The following is a 23,528-nucleotide window of genomic DNA, read 5'->3' on the forward strand; positions in this document are numbered from 1 at the left end:
GATCCCACTGATCCATACGGTCTGCCGCCGTCACCGTTCATTTCGACTCCCCCAGCGTCCGCGGGGCGTCATCCGTCACACTCTCGGCGCCCAGTTGGCGGGCGAGCCGCTTCAGGCCCCGGTGTGCGGCGGTGCGGACCGCGCCGGGGCGCTTGCCGAGCACGCGGGCGGCGGCGGGGCCGTCCAGGCCCACGACGACACGCAGCAGCACGGCCTCGGCCTGGTCGCGCGGCAGCCCGCGGACCAGGTCCAGGGCCCGCTCGGTGGAGAGGGACTCCAGCGCCTGGTCGTGGGTGCTGTGCGGGCCCGGCAGCTCCAGCAGGTCGGACTCCAGCGCCGACGCCCGGGGCCGTACCCGCTGGCGGCGCAGGTGGTCGAGCGCGCGGTGTCGGGCGATGGTCGCCGTCCAGCCGCGGAAACCGGCGCCGTCCCCCTTGAACCGCCCCAGGTCCCGGGATATCTCCAGCCAGGCGTCGGAGGCGACGTCCTCGGCGTCGTCCCCGACGAGACCGCGCAGATAGCCGAGCAGCCCCGGCTGCACGATCCGGTACGCGACGGCGAACGCCGACTCGTCGCCGTCCTGGGCTCGCTCGACCGCCGCGCCCAGTTCCCCGTCGTACGCCTGCGCGCGCCGGGGTTGCCCTCCCTGGCCCAAGACTGTCCTCGTTCGTGCGGTGGTCGGAGCGGGGTCGTGGCGAGTCGCCGGTCGTGCGACACGTTCCGGCCGTGTCCACGCCCCCACGGTCAACAGCGTCGGGCCCGTCCGAAGTGTCACAGCGCCTCAGCCTCCACTCCGCCTCATCCCCGCCCCACGCCGTCCAAAAGGGCGACTCCGCCGGCGTACGCCCCCTGGTTCCGCTCGGTCACCTCCTGGCTGTAGCGGATGCCTCCGCCGCCGTACGGGACGAGGAAGACGCACCGGAAGGTGTGCGAGGTGATCCGGTACGTGGAGGGGTCGAGGACCAGCGACTCCTCGGCGCTCTCCACGGTGATCCGGGCGTCCGGCGCGGCCACCCCGTTCGCGCGCAGCTGCTTCAGGGTGGGCGCGAGTTCGCGTACCGCCCTGCGGACGACGCCGCGCTCGCGCACCGCGGGCAGCGCGGCCTTCGCCGTACGCACGCGCAGTTCGACCCCGCCGCCCGAGGTGACCAGCGAGACCCCGCCGCCGGGCGTGTCGTCGCCGGTGTACGTCCGGAACGCGTCGAGTACGGCGACCGGGTCCTCGACCTTGTTCGCGTACTCGGGATCGGTGAGGGGCCCGTGCCGCCAGGTTCCGGTGCCGCCCTCCTTGACGTAGGCCGTGCCGTCGACGACGTAGATCTCCTCGGGGCTGTCCGTGCCCTCGCGGTGGGTGGTCCCGGTGGAGTGGAGCGCCCAGGGGCTGCGGGTGGTGCGGTGGACGGTGGCGGCGTAAGTGGCGGCGTTCTCCTGGCCCTGCGCGAGCAGTGCCTCGCGCCCCCGGACGGCGAAGGTCCAGCCCTTCTCGCCGGCCGTCGCCCGCTCGGCCCGGGCGAGGAAGTCCGCGGCGGTCCGGGGAGCGGCGCCGGGCCGTGTGCTCGCCTTGGCGGCCGTGGACCCGACGGGTGCGGCGGCCGCGTCCTCCTGCCCGCCTCCGGAGCATCCGGTCAGCGTGGCGAGGAGGAGGCCGGCCACGGCGACACGGGGTCTCATTCGACCACTCCCTGGGCCAGCGGCCGCCGGGGTCTGCCGTGCAGGGTGAGGTAGAAGGTCTGGAGGGAGTCCTCGGGTACGCCCGAGTCGAAGCGGTTGAGGACCCGGCCGAGCGGGTTCCAGACCCGGCCGTCGGGCATGCGGACGCCGACCGGCCGGCCGAAGTAGGCGCGCTGGTCGGCGTCGAAGTCCACCCACGCCGCCCCGGCCCGGCGGACGAGCACCTCACCGACGTACGCCCCGAGGCCGAAGAGCGTCTCGCGTGCCCGCTCCCGGTCCGCGTCGCCCTTGCGCAGCCCGTCGATCAGGAAGTCGACGACGCGCAGGCTGGCCACGGAGTAGTCGAGCGGAAGCCTGCTGCGGGCGGTGACCCGAGTGACGAACGCCGTCGCGAGACGGCGCATCTCCCTCGCGCACGTCACCCGTCCGTCCGCGTCGTCCATGCCGGACCCACCCCTCCACTCGGCACCGGGGGCCCGGTACGGCCTCCCCCCGCTGCCTAAGCGGATGCGGTCCCGCAAACATCACTCGTCACGGGCGTATCGAACGCCACACGGTGGCGCCCTGCGCCCCCGAGCCGCCGTCAGCCCCGCTCCGTGCTCGCCGCCGTCAGGCCGCACCGCGCTCGCCGCCGTCAGGCCCGCTCCGCGCTCGCTGCCGTCAGGCCCGCTCCGCGCTCGCCGCGTCCCGGCACATGAGCCGCAGCGAGCCGTGGCCGCCGAAGCAGCGGCGGGCCTCGTCGACGGGGTCCCACAGGCGGCCGTCCGGGGTGCGGACCCAGTGGTCGCCGCCGGTCGCCCACCACTCCGCGCCGGTCTCGCGGACGATCACCTCACCGGCGTACGCGCCGAAGCCGCGCAACACGTTCTGCAGGGCGGCGGCGGGCGTTCCCTCGTGCCGCAGCTGTTCGATCATCCGGTCGACGCGCCACAGACTCTGCGCCGAGTAGTCGAGGCGCACCCGCGCACCCTCGCGCATCGTCGCCACCGCGTCCGCCGCCCACCGCACCGGCTTCGTCGCCGCGTGGGGCCGGTTTGCCTGCGGGGCCCTCTCGCTCATCGTCCTCGTCGTCGCACTCGTCCCAGTGGTCATACCCGTGGTCATACAAGGAAAAGCGAGGTCAGCGCGGCTTGCGTCACGGGAATCCGGCCGTTGCCCGAGACCGGCGCAGGATTGCCCCACGTCCGCCGCACGACCGACACAAGACCCTTTCCAGCAACGGGGTTTGCCCTCGAAGTGATACTTCGGCGCTCCCGTGCGCTCCTTTCACCGATGAGCATGTACTTCCATCTCCGGGCCGTACCGCCACCGGCGCTCCGCAACAGCGCGCCCTGGTTGCAGAGGCTGTTCGAGGACGACTGGGGCACCGTGCGCGAGCGGGTCGGCCGGCACCGTGAGGAGGTGCTGGACAAGGGCTACCTCGACCACGAGCTCCTCTACGCGGGCGCTCCCCCGGACCACGTCCCCGACGGACCGCGCTCCCACGTCGTCCTCGGGGGCCGCTCGGTGCTCCACCCCGACCGGCAGCTCCCGCCGTTCCTCATGCTGACCGCGGCCCAGGTGGCCCGGGCCGCCGCGTTCCTCACCTCGGCCGACTTCGAGGAACTCTGGCGAGCAGCCCGCCCCGCCCTGGTCCCCCGCTACGGCGGCACCGACACCGAGGACCAGACCCACGGCCTCTTCGAGGGAGCGCACAGGGACCTGACGGCGTTCTACGCGCGGACGGCGCACTACGGGGACGCGGTGGTGAAGTGGCTGATGATCTGAGGTGAGTCGGGGTGGGTCGGAATGAGGGTTATTGGCAGATCTGTGCCACCCCGGGAGTAGAAACCCCAGGTGGGGGCGATCGGAGGCCGGCCCACATCCACCACTTCCCCCCCCGCCCCCCCGCTTCGCCCGAACGTCTCAGCCGCGGCCCCGTGCCCTGCGCGAGACGACCGCACGTAGGACTCGGCGGCCCTCCGTGGAGACCTCCAGGGCGCGGCGCAGGCCGGCTGCTCCGTGGCCTGCCAGGACTTCGAGGACGGTGACCTGGCGGCGGAGTTCGGCGGCGACGAGCGGGGGCATGCCCTCCGTGCGGCCCTCGCGGCAGGCGTCGACCGGGGAGGCGGTCCTGGCCGGGTCGAGCAGCCGGTGGATCTGGAGGGAGGCGACGGAGCAGGCGTCGGCCCACATCCGCACACCCTCGGCGGACCGGACGTCGGGCGCGGCGGCGAGCATCCGTCCGGCGAGCAGCGCGGCCTCGTCGGCGGTGCCCTCCACGGGGTCCAGCTTGCCGCGCACCTGCCGAAGGAGCTCTCCCCAGTCGGCCGTGTCGGATCCGTCCGCGAGGCTCCCCCAGAGCGGCCGCAGCACCTCGTCGTCCCCGCCCAGCAGGGGCACGCACCGATCGAGACAAGCCAACCCGCTCGCGGCCAGTCCACGGTCGTCAGCCTGAGCGATGAGATCCACCAGGCTCATCCACGCCTCCCTCACCGGGGCGCCGTCGGTTGCGGAGCCCGCACTTCCCCTTACTGCGTGCGACGGCTCCTCAATGTCACAGTACGTTTTCGGACAGCGCAGCGTTCAGTTCAGCCCAGCCTGTTCGCCAGTGCCTTGAAGTCCGCCCAGGGAAGCGGCGGCGTCCCGGAGTCCCACAGCTTCTGCACGGTCGCCCGGAGCGGCATCCGTATCCCGGCCGCCACCTGGTCATGGGTCTGCGAGTTCGCGAGGTCGCACCAGACCGAGAAGGACCCGCCGAGTATCTGGTCGTCGTAGCGGGACGACACGGCGACGTTCCCGCGCAGCACGCGCGGCGTCCACTGCTCGTAGATCCGCTGCCCCGTCGGATAGACGAAGGTCTGGGGCTCGCCGAGGACGTAGTACAGGTACTCGTCGTTGTAGTTGATCACCTGTCGGCCCGCGTCCAGGTACTCCACGGGCGGCCGCGCCCCGATCTCCTTGCCCGTCCAGTACGCGACCTTGAGGTCCTTCGCGGGCTGCACGGACGTCCCCCGGAAGAAGCCGTCGTTCCAGGCCCGTATCGAGCGGTCGTGGGCGCGGACGGTGTCGGCGCGGTCGTTGAGCCAGCCGGTGGTGAGGTCGGCGACGCCGGCACCGGAGCCGTACTTCTCCCGCGCGGCGGAGGCGAGCTGAGGGAAGGACGCCTCGGGGTTCGACACGACGAGCGCCTGGTACTCGTCGCCGCCCAGGTGCCACTGCCCGCCGGGGAAGAGACCGGCGAACTCGTTCAGCAGGTCGTCGACGATGTCGGCGGACGCGCCCTTGGAGATGTCGATCGCACCCTGCACCGCACCGCCCTGCACGTTGCGCAGTTGCAGGTCCGGGTGGGCGGCGATCACCGCACCCAGGTGACCCGGCGAGTCGATCTCCGGCACGACGGTGATGTGCCGGGCGGCCGCCAGCGCGACGATCTTCTTCACCTGCGCCTTGGTCAGGTGATCCCTGGACACGATCTCCGGGTGCGTGTCGGACTGGATCCGGAATCCCTGGTCGTCCGAGAAGTGCAGGCCGAGCTGGTTGAACTTCAGGTCGCCCAGCTCCCGGACCCGGTCCTCGATCCAGCCCGCCGTGAAGGGCTTGCGCGCGATGTCCAACGTGAAGGCCCGCTGCGGCTTCGCCGGCTGGTCGCGTACGACGCCCTCCGGGGCCGTACCGCCGCCGTGCACCTCCTGCTTCAGCGTGCGGGTGCCGTAGAAGACCCCGGCGTCGTCCGGCGCGCTGATGGCCACCCGCCCGCCGCGCACGGTCATGGAGTACGACTCCGGGTTCGCGCCCTCGTCGTCGTTCAGAGCCAGCCGTACGTCCCCGGCGCGCGCGTCGTCCTTCTCGCCCTCGTACTTCATCCCCAGCTCACCGGCGATGAGCCGCCCCTCGTCGGCGAGGTCCTTGTCGCTCACGACCACCCGGTGACCACTCGCCGGCCGCCACCCCGGCCCGCGCGCCGGGGTGTGGGCGCTGACGGCGGGTATGGTCCGGGGCGTCTTCGACAGCGCGTACGAGCGTGTGGGGCTCGGCGTCGGACTGGGCGCCGCCTCGGGCGGGGCGGCGGCCGAGGGAGCCGACGGAGCCTGCGAGGGCCGCGGTGCCGCCGAGCCCGCCGGCACGCCCTCGTCGCCCGAAGCCCACACTCCGAGGCCGACACCGAAGGCGGCGACTGCGGCCCCGATGACCAGCGCCCTCCGCTGCACGTTCTTCTCCGGCGCCCGGCGGCGCCTGTGCCGGCTCACCATGCCAACCTACGACCGAGTCGACCGAAGGGTGTCCACCGCACGTTCTGAAACTCTTCCGTTCGGGTGAAATTTGGATATCCGTCGGACACGACGTGACCATTCTCGATAACGTGACATCACACCTTTCACACTCTCCCCTGCCTAAACACACGTGACGCGAGGACCCACGCTGCCTGCGCACCTTCCCGGCCGAGTAGCCGTACCCGCGCTACCCGAGCAGAGCCGCTGCACACCGTCCCCGAAATCGCTGGACGCGTTCAACTCCGCACCCGCCGACGCGGCCGTGCGCACCCTCCTCACCTGCCTCCGCAGCCCGAGCTGGGCCCACCGCATCTCCGACCACCGCCCCTACCCCGACCCGGAGTCGCTCCTGGCCGCGTCGGACGAGGCGGCATACGACCTGACCTGGGGCGACCTGTCGGAGGCGTTGGCAGCCGAGACCCTGCCCCCGCTGCCGGACGACGCGTACGGCGCGGCCCACATGGCCCTGAACGCGGCCCAGGCGGCATACGAGGCCAGATTCGGCCACGCGTTCGTCATCTGCCTGCACGACCTCCCCCCGGACGAGGCCCTGGACCACATCCTCGGAGCCATCCGATCACGATTGGCAAACGATCCGGAGGAGGAGCGAGTGGTAGCGGCAGAGGAGCTCCGCCGCGCTGCAAGAGGACGCCTGCTGGACCTGCTCAGGGGCGCGGGGCTGTGACATGTGCGGCTCCGCCGCGGGGCGCGACCAGCCACAACGGCCCGCACTCGGCACATAACGGAACACCCCACCCCAGAAGCCGCCCCCACTCCCCCATCCGCGTGCCAGTTTGATCACACAGGTAGGCCCGCTGTAAGCGCTGCAGGCAACCGTCGCTACGATGCTGGGGGCCGGTGGACCGTACCCGGCCGGGCCCGACCGACAGCACAAGCCGGCGCGGCCCCAATCCCCGCTCCCGGAGGGACTTCCGTGCCGGCTGGAACGCTGTACCGCGGCCGGGAAGGAATGTGGTCCTGGGTGGCTCACCGAGTCACCGGCGTCCTCATCTTCTTCTTCCTGTTCGTACACGTGCTGGACACCGCTCTCGTGCGTGTCTCCCCCGAGGACTACGACAAGGTCGTAGCCACGTACAAGACGCCGATCGTGGCCGTGCTGGAGTACGGCCTCGTCGCCGCCATCCTCTTCCACGCACTCAACGGCCTGCGCGTCATCGCCGTCGACTTCTGGTCGAAGGGCCCGCGCTACCAGAAGCAGATGCTCTGGTCCGTCGTAGGCCTCTGGGTCGTGCTGATGATCGGGGCGATCTACCCCGTCCTCGGCCACGCCGCTCGTGAAGTGTTCGGGAGCTGAGACTGATGGCCACCACTGAAACCACCGCGTCCGGGATCGGCCCCGTCGAGGGCGGCACCGGCTACTCCGTCGACAACCCGGCGCCCTTCATCGAGGCCCCGCGCAAGCGGACCAAGAAGACGCCGAAGTCGACCCGGGGCAACTTCGAACTGGCCGCCTGGCTGTTCATGCGCCTGTCCGGTGTGGTGCTCGTCGTCCTGGTCATCGGCCACCTGCTGATCCAGCTGGTCCTGGACGGCGGCGTCTCCAAGATCGGCTTCGCCTTCGTGGCGGGCCGCTGGGCGTCCCCGTTCTGGCAGGTCTGGGACCTCCTGATGCTCTGGCTCGCGATGCTGCACGGCGCCAACGGCCTGCGCACGGTCATCAACGACTACGCGGAGCGCGCGAACACCCGGCTGTGGCTGAAGGGCCTGCTCTACACCGCCACGGTGTTCACCATCCTGCTGGGCACGCTGGTGATCTTCACCTTCGACCCGAACATCCGCTAGGCACGGGGTTGCGAGAATCATGAAGATCCACAAGTACGACACCGTCATCGTCGGCGCCGGTGGCGCCGGTATGCGCGCGGCCATCGAGTCCACGAAGCGCAGCCGCACCGCCGTGCTGACCAAGCTCTACCCCACCCGCTCCCACACGGGCGCCGCGCAGGGCGGCATGGCCGCCGCGCTGGCCAACGTGGAGGAGGACAACTGGGAGTGGCACACCTTCGACACGGTCAAGGGCGGTGACTACCTGGTCGACCAGGACGCCGCCGAGATCCTGGCGAAGGAGGCCATCGACTCGGTCCTCGACCTGGAGAAGATGGGCCTGCCGTTCAACCGCACCCCGAACGGCACGATCGACCAGCGCCGCTTCGGCGGCCACAGCCGTAATCACGGCGAAGCGCCCGTCCGCCGGTCCTGCTACGCGGCGGACCGCACCGGCCACATGATCCTCCAGACGCTGTACCAGAACTGCGTCAAGGAGGGCGTGGAGTTCTTCAACGAGTTCTACGTCCTCGACCAGCTGATCACCGAGGTCGACGGCGTCAAGAAGTCGGCCGGTGTCGTGGCGTACGAGCTCGCGACCGGCGAGATCCACGTCTTCCAGGCGAAGGCCGTGATCTACGCGTCCGGCGGCACCGGCAAGTTCTTCAAGGTGACGTCGAACGCGCACACGCTGACGGGCGACGGCCAGGCGGCGGTCTACCGTCGCGGGCTGCCGCTGGAGGACATGGAGTTCTTCCAGTTCCACCCGACCGGCATCTGGCGCATGGGCATCCTGCTGACGGAGGGCGCCCGCGGTGAGGGCGGCATCCTCCGCAACAAGGACGGCGAGCGCTTCATGGAGAAGTACGCGCCGGTCATGAAGGACCTCGCGTCCCGAGACGTGGTGTCCCGCTCCATCTACACGGAGATCCGCGAGGGCCGGGGCTGCGGCCCCGAGGGCGACCACGTCTACCTGGACCTCACGCACCTCCCGCCGGAGCAGCTGGACGCCAAGCTCCCGGACATCACCGAGTTCGCCCGCACGTACCTCGGCATCGAGCCGTACACGGACCCGATCCCGATCCAGCCCACCGCGCACTACGCGATGGGCGGCATCCCGACGAACGTCGAGGGTGAGGTCCTGTCCGACAACACGACCGTGGTCCCCGGCCTGTACGCGGCCGGCGAGGTCGCCTGCGTGTCGGTCCACGGCGCGAACCGCCTCGGCACGAACTCGCTCCTGGACATCAACGTGTTCGGCAAGCGGGCCGGCATCTCGGCGGCGGAGTACTCGCAGAAGGCGGACTTCGTCGAGCTGCCGGAGGACCCGGCGGAGCTCGTCGTCTCGCAGGTCGAGCACCTGCGCAGCTCGACGGGGACCGAGCGGGTGGCGGAGCTCCGTCGCGAGCTGCAGGAGACCATGGACGCGAACGTCATGGTGTTCCGCACCGAGCAGACGATCAAGACGGCGGTCGAGAAGATCGCCGAGCTGCGCGAGCGCTACAAGAACGTCGCGATCCAGGACAAGGGCAAGCGGTTCAACACCGACCTCCTGGAGGCGATCGAGCTGGGCAACCTGCTCGACCTGGCCGAGGTCATGGCGGTGTCCGCGCTGGCCCGCAAGGAGTCCCGCGGCGGTCACTACCGCGAGGACTACCCGAACCGCGACGACGTCAACTTCATGCGCCACACCATGGCGTACCGCGAGGTGGGCGACGACGGCAGCGAGACCGTCCGCCTGGACTACAAGCCGGTCGTCCAGACCCGCTACCAGCCGATGGAGCGTAAGTACTGATGGCAACCCCGACTCTGGACAAGGCGGACGCGGCCGGCGCACCCGAGCCCGGCTTCGCCGACTCCCCCTACATCACCGTCACCTTCCGGGTGCGCCGCTTCAACCCGGAGGTCTCGGCAGAGGCGACCTGGGAAGACTTCCAGCTGGAGATCGACCCCAAGGAGCGCGTCCTCGACGGCCTCCACAAGATCAAGTGGGACGTAGACGGCACGCTGACGTTCCGCCGCTCCTGCGCGCACGGCATCTGCGGCTCCGACGCGATGCGCATCAACGGCAAGAACCGCCTCGCGTGCAAGACGCTGATCAAGGACATCAACCCCGAGAAGCCGATCACGGTCGAGCCCATAAAGGGCCTCACGGTCCTGAAGGACCTGGTCGTGGACATGGAGCCGTTCTTCCAGGCGTACCGCGACGTCATGCCCTTCCTCATCACGAAGGACACGAACGAGCCCACGCGTGAGCGCCTGCAGACGGCCGAGGACCGCGAGCGCTTCGACGACACGACGAAGTGCATCCTCTGCGCCGCCTGCACGTCCTCGTGCCCGGTCTTCTGGAACGACGGCCAGTACTTCGGCCCCGCCGCCATCGTCAACGCCCACCGCTTCATCTTCGACTCGCGTGACGAGGCCGGCGAGCAGCGCCTGGAGATCCTCAACGACAAGGACGGCGTGTGGCGCTGCCGCACGACCTTCAACTGCACGGACGCCTGCCCGCGCGGCATCGAGGTGACGAAGGCGATCGCCGAGGTGAAGAGGGCGCTGATCACGCGCCGCTACTGAGGTCGTTCTCCTCGTACGTCCATGAGGGCCCCGTTTCCCGGTTTGTCACCGGGGGCGGGGCCCTCGGGCGTGCCGGTTCCCATTCGGGTGAGATGCCGTCGGCAGAGCCCTGCTCCAGACGGCCCGCAGGGAGGATGCCCCCATGCCGACACCGCGACCGGACCGCCCTCTCATCACCTGGGCCGACTGGCTCATGGAACGCAACCCGGGCCACCGCTTCGAGATCATCGACGGCGTGCTGGTGGTGACCCCACCGCCGGACGCCCCGCACGCAGAGGTTCTGACGGACGTGATGGTCGCGTATCTACGCGCTGAGATGGACGGCTCCAAGGCCGACGTCGTCCAGAAGGTCGCAGTCTGGCTCCCGACAGGTCCGGAGGACTACGCCATTCCCGACCTGTCGGTCGTGGACGCCGACATCAACGCCCACATGGTCGAGAACAACTGCTACGCCCCTTCCTGCTTCCGGCTGGTCCTGGAGGTCACCTCGGAGAACCCCGACCTGGACCTCCGACACAAGGCGCGCGCGTACGCGGTCGCCGCGATTCCGGTCTACGTGATCGTCGATCGCAAGGACGAACTCCTCCACATCCTCACAAGCCCCCTCACGGACCGGTACGACAGCCACCAGGTCTACGCCGCCGGCCAGTCCGTCTCCCTCCCCGACTCCATCGGCGCCAAGGTCACCCTGGACGTGGCCGAGATCCTCAAGACGGGTCGGCCGAAGACGAACGGCTGAGCCGTGGGCCGGCTTCGGGGCTCAGGCGGGGTCGTTCTCGCGGGCTTCGATGGCGAACTCAGACGTGTCGAGCTCGAAGTCAAAGGGGGCAGGGACGTGCAGGGGCCGCCCGAAGGGCACGTTGGTGCGGGAGCGGTACCCCTTGGGGGACGGATCCCAGAAGGCGGAGATCTCCTGGACCTTCATGTCGAGCAGAAGGTACACGGGCACGACACGGCCGTAGGTGTCGAGCTTGTCCAACCAGTCGACGTCCTTGGTGGAGTCGGAGGTCAACTCGGCGACGAGGGAGAGCGCCGCGCCGTCGGCGTGCCTGCCGTCGGTGTTGAAGGCGGCTTCGTCGGCGACGTGGAGATCGGGGCCGAACCCACGTTCGGACTGAGGGAAGGTGAAGAGAAACGGTGCCACGTCGACGTCGTGCCCGTCCGGAACATGGAACTCCAGCTGGCGCCGCAGCGACTTCATCACCCTCTTGCAGCGCAGCTTCGACCACGCCGACACGACGATCTTCCCTCGGATGAGCTCGGCCTTGTAGCCGGCTGGTGTGTCCATCTCCTCGACGATCCGGAGCATGTCCCCAAAGGCTCCGGGCTGAGCAGCCTCTATGACAGTCGGACGCTCGGCCATGACGGTCACCACGCTCCTCCACTGATTACAGAGCGTGTCGCGTTCCCACGATAGCGCCGGGCACGGACAGCCGCCCGGCTCCCAGGCCCCTCGCCGACGTGGTTCAGGACTCGGCTCCGCGCCGATTGATCGCTGTCAGGTCGACCTCGATGTCGAAGGGCACGGACACCTTGAGCTGATCGTGGAAGATCCCGGTGAGGCCGTAGGACTTGGTGGCCGGGTCCAGTTCGTAGACGTAGACGACGGGGAGACCGTTGTCGTCCTGCTCGACCCGCCAGAAGTGACGTACGTCGGCTGCCGCGTACTTGCGCGGTTTGACTTCCCGGTCGCGTTCTCGGGAGTCGGCCGAGACCACTTCGACGGCGAGGACGATGTGCTCGGGCTCGTACCAGGTCTGGTCGGGACCGGTGACCGCCCCCACGGAAAACACAACGATGCCCGGCTCAGGCCGGTTCTTGGCATCCAGCCTGACCGTCATTTCTCGGTCGACATCAAGATGGTCCGGAGCCTGCGCCAGGAGCGCGTTGTCCAGCAGGCGCAGGGTGCGCGAGTGGAACGCGGTCTGCGGACTCTTGAAGACGAGACTCCCGTCGATCAACTCCGTGTGCGGCGGGAGGCCCTGAATCCGGTCTAGGTCGTCCGCGGTCCAGCCCTCGGGAGGCGGAATCGGCCAACGGTACGCCAGCTCGTCGTCCAGCCCCTCGTCGGATCCCGCGCTCATCGGTGCTCCATGGGACGGAGTCTCGCCAGTCGGTTCGGCATACCCAGGGGAAATGACAGCCGCCTCACCTCAACGAGTGATCCGGCGACACGCCCCTCACGGCAGTGCGGTGGTGGACGGGGACGGGTACGGCGGCGAGGCCGTCCGCCAATCCGCCACCTGACCGCGACCCGACCTCGCACCACAGCAGCTTGCCGCCCCGCCCGAAGAGATCGCCGCCGAGCGGATAGCCACCCCATGCCTCCGCGTAGTGGCAGACGAGGAACAGCCCACGCCCACCGTCGGCTTCCGCCGGGACGGGGCGGAGAGGGCCGGACCTCTTGTCGAAGGGCGGCGGAATGTGCGGGTTGGAATCCCAGACGCTCACCCGTAGTCGGGTATGTGACAGTCCGCGCAGTCGGAGGGTCGCGGGACCGGTGGAGTACCGATAGGCGTTGGTGACCAGCTCGGAAGCCAACAACTCGGCCGTGTCCTGCACTTGGGACATGCCGTGTCCGGCAAGGACGGCTCTGAGGGTGACGCGGGCGATTCGGGCGGCCCGTGGATCGTGCGGGAGTTGGAGCGCGTATGCCCATGTTGAGCCCTCTTCGCACTCCGACGTGGATACGGTGACCATGAACGCCTCCTGCGGTGGGGGGACTTGGTTCGCTCGAGGGCCCGGACTGGTGGTGGCAGTGCCGCGCATGTGAGGTGTGGCGCGGTGCGCTTCCGGGGTGTCGGCGGGGCCAGTTGAGCGGCTTGGTCATCACCGTAGACTGGAATCACTGAAGGTTTTGCACCGATAAGCAAAAGGTTCAGGGATTTACCTCGTGCGGGTGACCGCCCCACCAGGTGTACGGAACGGAGCGAGGACATGGCGCCACGAAGCGTCCCCACCGCACGCCGCCTGCGCATCGGCATCGAGCTACGCCGGCTGCGGGAGCGGGCCGGCATGACCGCCGCCGAGGCCGCCCGCTCCCTGGGCACCACTCAGGCACAGGTCAGCAACATCGAGGCCAACCGCTTCGGCATCAGCGCGGAACGCGTGCGCACCCTGGCCCACATCTATGGCTGCACGGACGAACCGCTCGTCGACGCCCTCGCCGACATGGCAGCCGACCGGACACGCGGCTGGTGGGAGGAGTACCGGGACACCCTGCCACCCCGCCTCCTGGATCTGGCGGAGCTGGAGCACCACGCCACCGCCTTGCGCGTCACCCAGGTCATCAACATCCCCGGCCTGCTCCAGACCCCCGAGCACGCCCGCGCGCTGTTCCGCGGGGCCGTCCCGGCCCTGCGCCCACACGAGATCGAGTACCGCATCTCCCACCGCATCAAGCGCCAGGCCGTCCTCCACCGCGAGGCGCCACCGCCGTACGTCGCGATCGTGCATGAGGCTGCTCTGCGTATGCAGTTCGGCGGCCGCGAGGTGGCCAAAGCCCAGCTGGAGCACCTTGCCGAGGTCAGCGAGCAGACAAACGTCAGCGTCCGCGTGATTCCCTTCAACGGCACCTCGTTTCCCACCACGGGGCACGCTGTCGACTACTTCCACGGTCCGGTACCGACACTCGACACCGTCGAGGTCGACACCGCCCACGGCAGTGAACTGGTCGATGCGATCGGACAGTTGGAAAAGTACCGTCTGGTCCTGGACCGCATGGAGGCCGTCGCCCTGAAACCCTCCGCCTCCCGCGACCTCATCCATCACATCGCCCAGGACATCTGAGGAACGAGACATGACCAATCAGAACTGGCAGAAGTCGTCCTACAGCGAGGAGGGCTCCGCCTGCGTCTACCTGGCCTCCACCCCCACCGGGACAATCCTCCTGCGCGAGAGCGACTCCCCAGAAACCATCCTCACCACCAATCCCCGCCAGATAGCCACACTGATAGCCACACTGAGATCCGAACACCACGTTCACTAGCCCCGCAGAACGACTCACAGCCGCTCAGCACATCCCGCACCACTCGGTGAAAGTCTGCCACCTGGGGCGCTAGAGCACCTCGGGACCTGACGCGTTACCCGGGGCGTGCAGCGCGCTTCAGCGAACCCATCTCGCTCGCATCCCCTTAAACCATTTGCCTTCACTTCGATATCGACACCCTCGGCACCGCGCGCGGCAGCCGGGAGACCACCGAGACGGCACGCTCCGGCGGCGATGAACCGCCACCCTGCGCCGCACCCGTCCACTGACGTTGCCGTCAACTACTGCCGTCACCAGCCCCAGAAGCCCCGCCAGGCACAGCCTGGCGGGGCTTCAGATTTGCGTATGCAGGTGAGCCACTGACCCCCGATGGACTCGCGGAACCGTCGCACCTGAGAGGTGGTCGTAGACCACCCAGAAACTTTATTTCCGTCCTCGTCAACCAAACTCCGAGCTTCCACATAGCACCAAGGCTCTTGCGGATTGAACTGTTCTTCGAGGCCGTCCAGGAAGATGATCGAGTTTTGCACGTAGACATCTTCCCTTTCCCGGTAAATAGGCCAGCAGAAGATGAAGTTAGCGGTCTCCGGGTCCGTGATCGAGGAGATGAGGCACGAGGTCGAATACTTACTCGCCTCAAGCTCCTTCAGGGCTCTCTCCCAACTTCGAGAGTAGTCACCCACCGTCCAGAAGCTCAGGCCCATCGGGAACGATTCCGAGAAACCCCCGACTGTAACCCTACCGGCAGCCTCGGAAGCCGACGAGACGCCACCCTCCGACGCGGGATCACCGATCACTTCGATCGCGAATCGGTTATTCCTTGAGATAGCCCCCGCCTCACCCCTCGCCAGGGCTCTCCCACGCCGCTCTGACTACGCCGTCTGAATCCGGCACCACGGCGCACCACCCAGCCAAGACCACATCCGCCAGCATGAACGACAATCCCCTGTCCGTTACTTCGGCGAGACTACCGGCCCCCCCTGGGTGGGCGCGGTAAATGAGCTGGCCAGGCGTGAGCGGGGCTTCGAACGCAGTGAAATCTTCGTCCAATAGCCCCGCGTCGAGCCGCAGGTCCGGGTTTGCGACAACGCAGAGGAGCGAGCGAGGCCGTACAGCCTGCGCCACCTCCGCTACATTTCCCGCAGTCACCCGGAACCATCGGCAGCCGTAAGCACCGTGCGCCCAGCGCTCACACAAGAGCACTAGCCCATCGGCCGCCGCTCGAACCGAGCCCCAAAACTCGTCATCCACGACGTCATCGACAAGGCTTGGCTCCTCCTCAGGATCCGGTTCCGAGGCGCGCCACTCAAGAGACAGGTTGTCGCCAGCGAGCCCGGTAAGCGAATTGGCTACCGCTGGATCCATTGAGAGATGGATCGCCCCATCCCATCCCGACTCGACGCGAAGCCGCCCCGGTGTGACGAGTCGGCAGTACGGTCCGAACCCAGCCGCCATCCGCTCAGCGAGATCTATCGCCTCCGCCGGGTTGGCCTGCATCCCGTTGCGGAGCCTCCAGTACCGGTCAGGGAGCGGTTGGCTGACCAGCAACTCACTGACCTCAAGACGGTCAGCTCCGCATTCCTCGATCACCACGTTGAGCAACCTCCGCAAATCCACCGCGTAGGCACTCCAGGCCGGCGCCTCCGCCAGGGAGGCTCGCACATGCTGGTCGCTCGGGCTGACGACAAGCTCGGCTGTCATTTGGCTAGCCACTTGAGACCCAACACCTCTCCTGTCGGGGATACATCCAGCCCATACGTTCCGTCCCGAGCCGAGTCCTTCGTCGACTGGAAAGGATTACGGAAGCTGGCACCCTTGAATACCGCCTGCTTGTTATGCCCGGTCCGATCATAGGTGATATACCGAGGTTGACCACCTCCAACCTTCTTGTTCTCCCAAATTGGGGCCCCGCCTGCAGACTTCATTTTGGTCTTCGTGTACCCCAAAAAATTCGCAACATCGTCAGACTGCGCACGCGTGAGCGAGTTGCAGTTGCTGTTGTGAACGAGTACCGGCGTCTGACCAGCGAGTACATAGTACGTGTGCAGGTCGTCAACCGTGAGGTTGTACGTGCGGGCGTGCTTGGTGAACGAGCGGTTTGCCGTGACGATGACCGTCTCGCCGTCATCCGTTCGCAGGGTCATGCCCGGCTTGAGCTTTCCGGCCGGGACCCAGTCGTGTGCGGACGGGGACCAGAACGGATGCTCGTGGGTAGCCGTGAGTTTCTCGATGCCTTCGTCGGTGGCTATGGAGAGCTCGTTGAAGTGCTTGTCATCCTCGGTGATGATGAGGCGGGTGACCTTGCGGAGGCCGGTCTCACCGGTCTCCGGGTCGGTGGCGAGGACTTCGTCTCCCGGCTTGACGTCCTCGATGTCCTTGGTCTTTCGGTCGGCCATCAAGACGTCGGTGCCGGCCAGGAAGCACTGGGTGCATGAACCCCATTTGACTTTCCCAGCCCGACTCGCGCCGAGGCGAGCCAGTATTGCCTGGAATCCCACGTTTCCGCATATGGGGCAAGTGTCAACTGCGTCAATGCTGTCGACATGCTTCCAACCGCCGTAGAACTTGCGGAGTGCGCCGCACTCGTCAATCGCGCTGGTGCCTGAGGTGCATCGCTCGCGGAAATAGAGCTCCACCATGAGCTCATAGCTGAGATCGCTGAAGTAGACCTTGTTCGTCTGGAGCTGACCGATGCTTGGAAGTTTCTTCTGGTACTCCTGGTAGATCCTTTTCGGAGGCAAGGCAGGCTTACCGTCACCGAGGTCAACGACGACGGAGAGGCCTCCGCCACCACCACCGCCACCGCTCCCGCTCCCGCTCCCGCTCCCGCTCCCGCTGTTCGGTGTGCCGCGTACCGTGCCGTCGGAGTTCAGTCCCCCGTTGGGATCGCCTTGGGTGCCGCCGTCGGGGCGGGTCCAGCCCTGGCCGTCGTTGCAGCTGGAGCACCAGAGTCCGCTCGGGTCGCTATGGGCGACGGGACTGTTGTTGCTGTAGGCGTAACCGTTCATCTGCAGCGGGTCCGCGAAGTCGATGATCGGGTCGGCCGACAGGAAGTGGCCCCTTGCCTGGTCGTACTCGCGGGCGCCGATGTGGGTCAGGCCCGTAGCCGCATCGTCGATGCCTGTGCCCAGGTAGCTGCGCTTGTTCGGCCATGCTGTCGGCTTCGTGCCGCGGATCTCGCCGTACGGCTTGAAGGCGCGGCGGGTGACCGCCTGCCCGGAGGCGATGTCCACCGACGTGTTGGCCGTGCCGAGGTGGTCAGCGAGCAGGACGCTGAGCTTGTGGCCTGTCGTCGAAGCGTTGGTCGTCGTGCGGACGACCGTCGGGGCGCCCGCTTGGGCGTACGAGCGGGACGCCTTCGTGATGCTGCCCGTCGCGTTCGTCGTCAGTTCCGTCTCGCCCAGGTACAGGGTCGAGCCGGAGGGTGAGTTCTCCAGGAGGCGGTTGCCTTCGGCGTCGTAGACGTAGGTCGTCTTCGTGCCGGCGTTGGTGATCGTCTCGAGCTTGTTCTCGGGGGTCCAGGTCAGGTCCTGGGTGGTGCCCGGCAGGTTGCGGTCCGTCGTGTTGCCGGTGGCGTCGTACTTGTACGTGCTGCCCTTGCCCGTCGGCGACGAGGTGACCGAGGTCATCGTGTGCGGCTGGTGCGGCTGGGTCGTGCCGCCGTAGGCGTAGGTGTACTTGACGTTCTTCGTCGGGTCCGCCGTGTCGTGGTCCGTCGAAGTCGCCCGGTTGCCGATCCAGTCGAAGGTGAACGACTGGCGGTAGGCGGTCCCGCCGCTGGTGACGGTGGTGGAAGCCGGGGCAGCGGCGGACAGCGTCGAGGTCAGCCCGGAGTCTGGGGTCGCGGTGTCATCCGCCTCGTCCGGGGCCTCCGCCACCGGGCCCGAGGACGTCGCATAGTCCGTGCGATAGCCCCACGCCGTGCCGTTGGCCGCCTTGCAGCCCGTGCCCTTGCCCGTCGGCGTGATGTTCGACGTCCAGGCGTGGACCAGCTCACCCATGACGTCGTACGTGAAGCACTGGGTGTCCCAGGCCGCGTCCGAGAGTTGGCGGGCGTTGGACGTGATCGTGCCGGAGGCGTCGTAGGAGTAGTAGCTGTCGGTGATGCGGTGCGGGCCTGCCGTCTCGCGGTCCGTCACCGTGCGTTGCAGTGAACCCGTGTGCGGGTCGACGAAGTTCGTCGTCCAGACGCGATAGGGCTGTGAGCCCGACGCCGTGCGGAGCACCTCGCCGTAGGGCGAGTACGTTGCGTCCGCCGTGTACCAGGTCAGGCCGGACGTCGACTCCGCCAGCCCGTCGCCGTTGTAGCGCGTGACCACCTTCTCGCTCGCCAGCCCGCCCTTCGCCGGCAGCGTGACCGACTGCGGCTTGCCCGTCGGCGTGTAGGTGTAGGCGTAGGTGTACGTGCCGGACAGGCCCGTCGTCATCGAGTTCGCCGGGATGACGACCTCGGTGCCCGTGGCGTGGTACTCGGCGTCGTAGCCGGTGACGCGGCTGACGTAGTCACCGGTCGCGGTGTGCCGGATCGAGGCTGTCGGCTTGCCCAGGACGCCGGGCGCCTCGTCGTAGGTGAACTCCTTGACGGGGCTGGCGGTTGCGGAACCCTGCCGTACGTACCGCACGCGCCCGAGCACGTCGTACTCCGTGAACGTCTCCTGCTGGCGCGCGCTCCGCACGCGGTTGGGGCGGTCGGCCTCGTCGTACCAGGTGTCGGTGGTGCCGGTGTCGGGGTCGGTGGACGAGGTCACGCGGCCACGGGCGTCGTAGTCGTAGGACCAGACGTTGCCCGCCGGGTCGGTGACCCGGTTCCGGTAGCCGCGGGCGTCGTACTCGTACTTGGTGCCGCGGCCGTACGAGCTGGTGTCGTCCTTGCTGTAGTGCTTCAGCAGCGTGACGCGGCCGAGGGCGTCGAAGTAGGTGCGGGTGCGCGGGGCCGTGGAGCCTGCCGGGTCGACGTACGTGCTCGTGTCGTTGTACGTCGTGGAGGTCGTGTACTTGGCCTTGTCGCCGTGGTAGGTGGTGGCCGCGATCTCACGCTCGAGGCCGTCGTAGCGGTGCTTGACCGAGCTGGGGATCAGCGACTTGGAACGGGGCGCGAACAGCTCGGTGCTCGGCTCGCCCTTCGCCAGATAGGCGCCGGTCTGCTCGTCCACCAGACCGTGGTCGTCGTGCTTGGTGTCCACGACGATCCGGCCGGGGCCGTGAGCCTCGGCCTGCTTCTGGACCTCGCGCTGCAGACCGTCGTAGAGGGTGATCTCGCGGGCGTAGGAGCCGTCGTCCTTGAGGGACTGAACCGTCACCGCGGCCGGGCGGTTGACGTCGGGAGTGGCCACCGCCGACTGGTAGGAGATCTGTACGGTCGGCGACTGGCCGACGGACTGGCGCGACGGCGACCAGCCCTTCACCAGGCGGCCCAGGGCGTCGTACTCGTTGCGGGTGACCCGGCCGTTGGGGTCGGCGGTCGACAGGGCCAGGCCGCGTCCGGGGTCGTAGGTCGTGGTGGTGGTGTGGCCCTTGGCGTTGATCGACTTGGTCTGGGTGACCGGGCCGCCCGTGTCAGCCGGGGTGTACTGGGTTTCCGTGGTGCCCGCCCCGGGAGCCGTGACGGTGCGCACCCGGCCCAGCGGGTCGTAGGTCGTTTTGACGACGGAGGAATACGCGGTGCCGGCCCCGTCGATCCCGGCCATCGACGTGACCAGGCCCCTGGTGGGCGTGGCGCCGTAGGCCAGGTTGTCGTAGGTGTTCTGTACGGCCGTCTTCAGCTGGGTGGCGGGGGCGGCGTCGGCCTGGGTGGCACAGGTGGTTGCGGTGGTGCGCTGTTCCTTGGGCAGGCCGATCAGCCACTGCGACGTGTTGTGCACGTACGACGTGGTGGTGCACGTCTGGTCGGAGAGGACCTCGGAGCTGCCGCTGGGCTTGACGACGGCCGTCTCCACCTGGAGGGGCAGGCCGTAGGTGTCGTCGACCGTGGTGAGGGTGCGCACGCCCTGCCAGGTGGAGTCCGCCGTCTGGATCTCGTCCGTCCGCTTCACGCCGACGCGGTGGGCGAGCAGCGGCTCGCCGGCCGTCCCGTCCTCGTTCTCCCGGGCGCGGGAGGCGGTCTGCTTGGAGTACGGGAAGGTCAGGTTGCGCTTCTGGACCTTGCCGTCGGAGTTCACGTAGGTGATGACCTCCGCCGTCATGCCCGCGAACTGCGGTGCGTCGTCCGCGAGGAGGGTGTAGTCGCCGGTGGAGTCCTTGACCTCGCCACCCGTGCCCTGGAAGTAGCGTGTGACGGTGTACGTCTGGGAGTTGACCTCGCTCTTCGCGGAGCTGGTCTTGCTGCCCTTGCGGACGGAGACCTGCCGGTAGCCCTTCCAGTCGCTGTAGGTGCGCAGTGCCGGACGCGTGAACTCGTCGTCGCTCTTGGCCCAGGCGGAGCCCGTGTACCTGTACGTGGTGGTGACCGGCTTGCCGTGTGAGGTGACCTTGTCCCTCTCGGTGACCGAGTCGACGACGTACTTGTTGAACCAGGCCTTGGCGGGTGTCTTCTCGTCGCCGTCGGGGGACCAGCGCAACGGGTAGCAGGTGCCGTTGCTGCGGCCCTTGTCCGCGGACGGCTCGCTCGCGCAGCCGCCGGTGTACTCGACCTCGATGTCGCCGCCGTACTCGGTGGAGACGGTGCCGATGCGGGGGCGGGTGAAGGCGGGGCGCTGGTCGTTCTTGCCGGTGAGGACCAGGTTGGGGAGTTGACGGTCCTTGAGCCGGGTGTGCAGCGGTGAGGTGGAGCCGACGGTGTACGCGGAGAAGCTGACGCCGTCCTTGGACTGGACGGTGCCGGTGCTGTCACCGGGTGCGTAGCCGGTGCGGGTGATGGAGTTCAGCCACAGGCCGGGCGCGGTGTCGTACCAGTCCTCCGGGAAGGACTGGTGGAGCGTGTACCTGTCGACCGGGTCCAGGCCGGACTGGCCGGCGCGTGCCGCCTTGGTGGTCACCGTGTCCAGGCGCATCTGCGTCCAGAACGACGGGAAGGCCGGGCAGAGCTTGGAGGTGGACTTGCAGTTGAGGTTGCCGGGGGTGTCCCACCAGGGCCGGTAGGCGCCCGGGTCGTCCGTCTTGGCGAAGTTGGCGGGGTCGCAGGCGGTCGCGGACTTCAGGCAGCGCTGCTCGACGCCGAACTCGACCTTCGCGGACGGCTTGGTGAGGTCGCTGCGCATGCCGTACTCGATGACGGTCGGGTAGGCGGCGCGGTCGTACTGCTCGGGCGTCTTGAACTTCTTGCGGACGGCGTAGTAGTTCGACTCCTGCTTCCAGGTGACGACCATCGTGTTGCCGTGGACGTCGACGACCCTGTCCAGACCCCAGCGCCAGCCCTGCTGCTTTCCGGTGCCGCAGCGGGAGTCGGCGAAGGCGGTGGCGCGACACGGCTCGCCCGGGTGGTTGCCGAACACCGGCACCGTGGAGACGGAGTCGGTGTCCGCGTGCCCGCCGCCGACCTGGTTCTGGCCGAAGAAGAACCTGGTGCCGTCGGGGGTCCTGACGATCCAGTACTCGCCGTTGTTGTCGTCGTTGGTGGCGCCGACCCTGTGCTCGACGCGGGTCCCGTCGTCCAGCTTGGGACGGTAGATCTCCGTGTCGGTCTCGGGGTCGCTGTCGGAGGCGGCGGCGCGGACCAGTTCGGTGGTCTTCCCGTTGAGGGACATCACCGCGTTGTACGACACCCAGCACAGGTCGGACGTCTTGTCCTTCTTCGCCGTGTTGTTGGGCGTGCCGGAGTCGAGCGTCTTGGTGTCGTCCTTGCAGGTGCGGTAGCGGCGCTCGATGTAGCCGGGGTCGTAGGTCCAGCCCTCGCCGATCCAGGAGGCCTGGGGCGAGGAGACGGCCGTACGGCCGTCCACGGTCTGCGAGCTGTACTCGAAGGAGACCTTGGGAGCGGGGCCGGCCGGCGCGGAGGGCACGTTCAGCGGGTACGACCAGGTGAAGGCACCTGACGAACCGCCCGCCTCCCACTTGCCGTCGGAGGTGAGCGGGGTCGCCTTGAAGGCGCCGCCCTTGCCGGCTCCGGAGTCGACGGTGCCGAGGACGGCAGTGTCGCCGGTGGCGGTCACGGGGGTCACGGAGGTCGAGCCGCCGTAGGCCGCCTGGGACACGCCGGAGGACGAAGAGGACGAGGAAGAGGGTGCCGAGGCCGGCGTGACCGTGCCGTCGGCGGCCGGGTCGACGGTGGCGATGAGGGACTTCGTCGCCTCGTCGTTGGTGGTCTCCAGCTCCTCGTACGTCTGGCACGCCTCGTCGTCCGGCGTGGTCAGGTAGCACTCGGGGAACTGCACGAAGCGCAGCCGGGAGGCCCAGTCGGCGCCGTAGAGGCTCTCGAACTTCGTGTAGTCGAGCTTCACGGAGACGGGGACCGCGCCGGTGGCCGGGGCCTGCACCTTGAGGACGGCACCGTCGACTCCCTGGCTGACGGCGGAGGCGCGGTCCGGGATGGTGACCTGCCAGGTCCCGGTGGGCACCGGTTGGCCGGGGGCCTGGCCGAGGCTGACGGGGAGGGTTCCCACGGGGCTCAGGGCGACCTGCTGGGCCGAGGCCGAGGCGGAGGAGCGCAGGGCCGTCGGTGTCGTGGCCGGTGCGCCGAAGGTCACCGAGCCCGCCAGGTTGGACGGCGGGGAGATCGTGTTGGTCGGTGCCGCCAGCAGGTCCTTGGGTATGTCGCCCTTCAGGGTCTCAAGGTGACGGGAGAACGGCGCACCCTCGACGGGCACTTCGCTCTCCAGCTGTTCCAACTGGACCGGCTCCCGGCCGCTCTCGTCGTACGACGGGTTGGGATCGGGCGGCAGCGCGAGCGACTGCGTGGGCAGCAGAGCCACCAGCAGGGCGGCTGCCACGGTCGGTATGGCAATGCGTGCGGACACGACGAGGTTCCCCCGGACCACTCGAAGCGGGACCGGTGACGGACCACGCGCGATGAGTAACAGACAGTGCAGATTCTGTGGTCATGTTGTGAACGAATGCCATACGTAAAGTGTTCATGTGAACACGATCACAGTGCGTAACGGATCATCACTCCGCATTAACACTTCTTACGAAGAACTTACTTTCAAGTGGTCAAACCCACCCGTCAGTTGCTCTTTCTGACGGTGAATCACCTGATTTCCGACCGAGGCCCCCTCCGGTCGCCCACTCGGGCCGAGCGGTCACCACCGTTCTTTCACAGGGTGACGACAACATCTCCATGAGTCATCATCAGCTGCCCGGTGGGATCCGCCGGTAGCTCTCTGAGG

Annotated in this window: 21 protein-coding genes; 9 read left to right on the plus strand and 12 right to left on the minus strand. The window is 68.3% G+C overall.

Annotated features, from left to right (window positions below; translation table 11 throughout):
• Positions 1-37: 37 nt before the first annotated feature.
• From ACFYWX_RS06735 to ACFYWX_RS06750, 4 genes are all read right to left on the minus strand, one after another.
• On the minus strand, positions 38-655 hold the full coding sequence (locus ACFYWX_RS06735) for an RNA polymerase sigma factor (RefSeq protein ID WP_389422888.1): 618 nt from the start codon (positions 653-655) through the stop codon (positions 38-40).
• A 143-nt stretch (positions 656-798) separates the two neighbouring features.
• Entirely contained in the window at positions 799-1,671 is an 873-nt protein-coding gene (locus tag ACFYWX_RS06740) for a hypothetical protein (protein ID WP_389422889.1), read from the minus strand.
• Complete coding sequence (locus tag ACFYWX_RS06745) at positions 1,668-2,114, minus strand: hypothetical protein (protein ID WP_389422890.1); 447 nt, start codon at positions 2,112-2,114, stop codon at positions 1,668-1,670. Before ACFYWX_RS06745 ends, ACFYWX_RS06740 begins: the two co-directional genes overlap by 4 nt.
• Before the next feature lie 217 nt (positions 2,115-2,331).
• The gene (locus ACFYWX_RS06750; RefSeq protein ID WP_389422891.1) at positions 2,332-2,730 is read right to left on the minus strand and encodes a hypothetical protein; all 399 of its coding nucleotides are present in this window, start codon (positions 2,728-2,730) and stop codon (positions 2,332-2,334) included.
• A gap of 213 nt (positions 2,731-2,943) precedes the next feature.
• Here ACFYWX_RS06750 and ACFYWX_RS06755 point away from each other — a divergent pair, with 213 nt between their 5' ends.
• Entirely contained in the window at positions 2,944-3,438 is a 495-nt protein-coding gene (locus tag ACFYWX_RS06755; protein WP_389422892.1) for a DUF1877 family protein, read from the plus strand.
• A 138-nt stretch (positions 3,439-3,576) separates the two neighbouring features.
• On the opposite strand, the gene ACFYWX_RS06760 is transcribed toward ACFYWX_RS06755, so the two are convergent.
• Both ACFYWX_RS06760 and ACFYWX_RS06765 read right to left on the minus strand, forming a co-directional pair.
• A complete protein-coding gene (locus tag ACFYWX_RS06760; protein ID WP_389422893.1) occupies positions 3,577-4,131 on the minus strand; it encodes a hypothetical protein in 555 nt (184 codons plus the stop codon).
• Positions 4,132-4,241: 110 nt separating this feature from the next.
• Positions 4,242-5,861, minus strand: coding sequence for a glycoside hydrolase family 20 protein (locus ACFYWX_RS06765; RefSeq protein ID WP_389423066.1), 1,620 nt, complete (start codon positions 5,859-5,861; stop codon positions 4,242-4,244).
• Positions 5,862-6,054: 193 nt separating this feature from the next.
• On the opposite strand from ACFYWX_RS06765, the gene ACFYWX_RS06770 reads away from it, so the two are divergent.
• The 6 genes from ACFYWX_RS06770 to ACFYWX_RS06795 all read left to right on the plus strand — a co-directional run bounded on the left by ACFYWX_RS06770 (position 6,055) and on the right by ACFYWX_RS06795 (position 11,019).
• The gene (locus tag ACFYWX_RS06770; RefSeq protein WP_389422894.1) at positions 6,055-6,609 is read left to right on the plus strand and encodes a 2-oxo-4-hydroxy-4-carboxy-5-ureidoimidazoline decarboxylase; all 555 of its coding nucleotides are present in this window, start codon (positions 6,055-6,057) and stop codon (positions 6,607-6,609) included.
• A gap of 249 nt (positions 6,610-6,858) precedes the next feature.
• A complete protein-coding gene (sdhC, locus tag ACFYWX_RS06775; protein WP_389422895.1) occupies positions 6,859-7,239 on the plus strand; it encodes a succinate dehydrogenase, cytochrome b556 subunit in 381 nt (126 codons plus the stop codon).
• 5 nt (positions 7,240-7,244) lie between these two features.
• The gene (locus ACFYWX_RS06780) at positions 7,245-7,727 is read left to right on the plus strand and encodes a succinate dehydrogenase hydrophobic membrane anchor subunit (protein ID WP_389422896.1); all 483 of its coding nucleotides are present in this window, start codon (positions 7,245-7,247) and stop codon (positions 7,725-7,727) included.
• Positions 7,728-7,746: 19 nt separating this feature from the next.
• A complete protein-coding gene (sdhA, locus tag ACFYWX_RS06785; RefSeq protein WP_389422897.1) occupies positions 7,747-9,501 on the plus strand; it encodes a succinate dehydrogenase flavoprotein subunit in 1,755 nt (584 codons plus the stop codon).
• The gene (locus tag ACFYWX_RS06790) at positions 9,501-10,280 is read left to right on the plus strand and encodes a succinate dehydrogenase iron-sulfur subunit (protein ID WP_389422898.1); all 780 of its coding nucleotides are present in this window, start codon (positions 9,501-9,503) and stop codon (positions 10,278-10,280) included. Before sdhA ends, ACFYWX_RS06790 begins: the two co-directional genes overlap by 1 nt.
• A gap of 142 nt (positions 10,281-10,422) precedes the next feature.
• The gene (locus ACFYWX_RS06795) at positions 10,423-11,019 is read left to right on the plus strand and encodes a Uma2 family endonuclease (protein ID WP_389422899.1); all 597 of its coding nucleotides are present in this window, start codon (positions 10,423-10,425) and stop codon (positions 11,017-11,019) included.
• 21 nt (positions 11,020-11,040) lie between these two features.
• On the opposite strand, the gene ACFYWX_RS06800 is transcribed toward ACFYWX_RS06795, so the two are convergent.
• From ACFYWX_RS06800 to ACFYWX_RS06810, 3 genes are all read right to left on the minus strand, one after another.
• Positions 11,041-11,589, minus strand: a complete 549-nt coding sequence (locus ACFYWX_RS06800; RefSeq protein WP_389422900.1) for a Uma2 family endonuclease — start codon at positions 11,587-11,589, stop codon at positions 11,041-11,043.
• Between the two features lie 157 nt (positions 11,590-11,746).
• Entirely contained in the window at positions 11,747-12,364 is a 618-nt protein-coding gene (locus ACFYWX_RS06805) for a Uma2 family endonuclease (RefSeq protein ID WP_389422901.1), read from the minus strand.
• A gap of 64 nt (positions 12,365-12,428) precedes the next feature.
• On the minus strand, positions 12,429-12,980 hold the full coding sequence (locus ACFYWX_RS06810; protein WP_389422902.1) for an ATP-binding protein: 552 nt from the start codon (positions 12,978-12,980) through the stop codon (positions 12,429-12,431).
• 237 nt (positions 12,981-13,217) lie between these two features.
• Between ACFYWX_RS06810 and ACFYWX_RS06815 the strand changes: the two genes are divergently transcribed.
• Both ACFYWX_RS06815 and ACFYWX_RS06820 read left to right on the plus strand, forming a co-directional pair.
• A complete protein-coding gene (locus ACFYWX_RS06815; RefSeq protein WP_389422903.1) occupies positions 13,218-14,069 on the plus strand; it encodes a helix-turn-helix domain-containing protein in 852 nt (283 codons plus the stop codon).
• Positions 14,070-14,079: 10 nt separating this feature from the next.
• On the plus strand, positions 14,080-14,268 hold the full coding sequence (locus tag ACFYWX_RS06820; RefSeq protein ID WP_389422904.1) for a DUF397 domain-containing protein: 189 nt from the start codon (positions 14,080-14,082) through the stop codon (positions 14,266-14,268).
• Positions 14,269-14,558: 290 nt separating this feature from the next.
• On the opposite strand, the gene ACFYWX_RS06825 is transcribed toward ACFYWX_RS06820, so the two are convergent.
• The 3 genes from ACFYWX_RS06825 to ACFYWX_RS06835 form a co-directional block, all read right to left on the minus strand.
• Positions 14,559-14,972 (minus strand): hypothetical protein, encoded by a 414-nt coding sequence (locus ACFYWX_RS06825; protein WP_389422905.1) that lies wholly within the window; start codon positions 14,970-14,972, stop codon positions 14,559-14,561.
• 133 nt (positions 14,973-15,105) lie between these two features.
• Positions 15,106-15,969, minus strand: a complete 864-nt coding sequence (locus ACFYWX_RS06830; protein ID WP_389422906.1) for a hypothetical protein — start codon at positions 15,967-15,969, stop codon at positions 15,106-15,108.
• Entirely contained in the window at positions 15,966-23,159 is a 7,194-nt protein-coding gene (locus tag ACFYWX_RS06835; protein WP_389422907.1) for a polymorphic toxin-type HINT domain-containing protein, read from the minus strand. Before ACFYWX_RS06835 ends, ACFYWX_RS06830 begins: the two co-directional genes overlap by 4 nt.
• Between the last annotated feature and the right edge of the window lie 369 nt (positions 23,160-23,528).

The organism is Streptomyces sp. NPDC002888 (genome assembly GCF_042888465.1).
GTDB lineage: Bacteria > Actinomycetota > Actinomycetes > Streptomycetales > Streptomycetaceae > Streptomyces.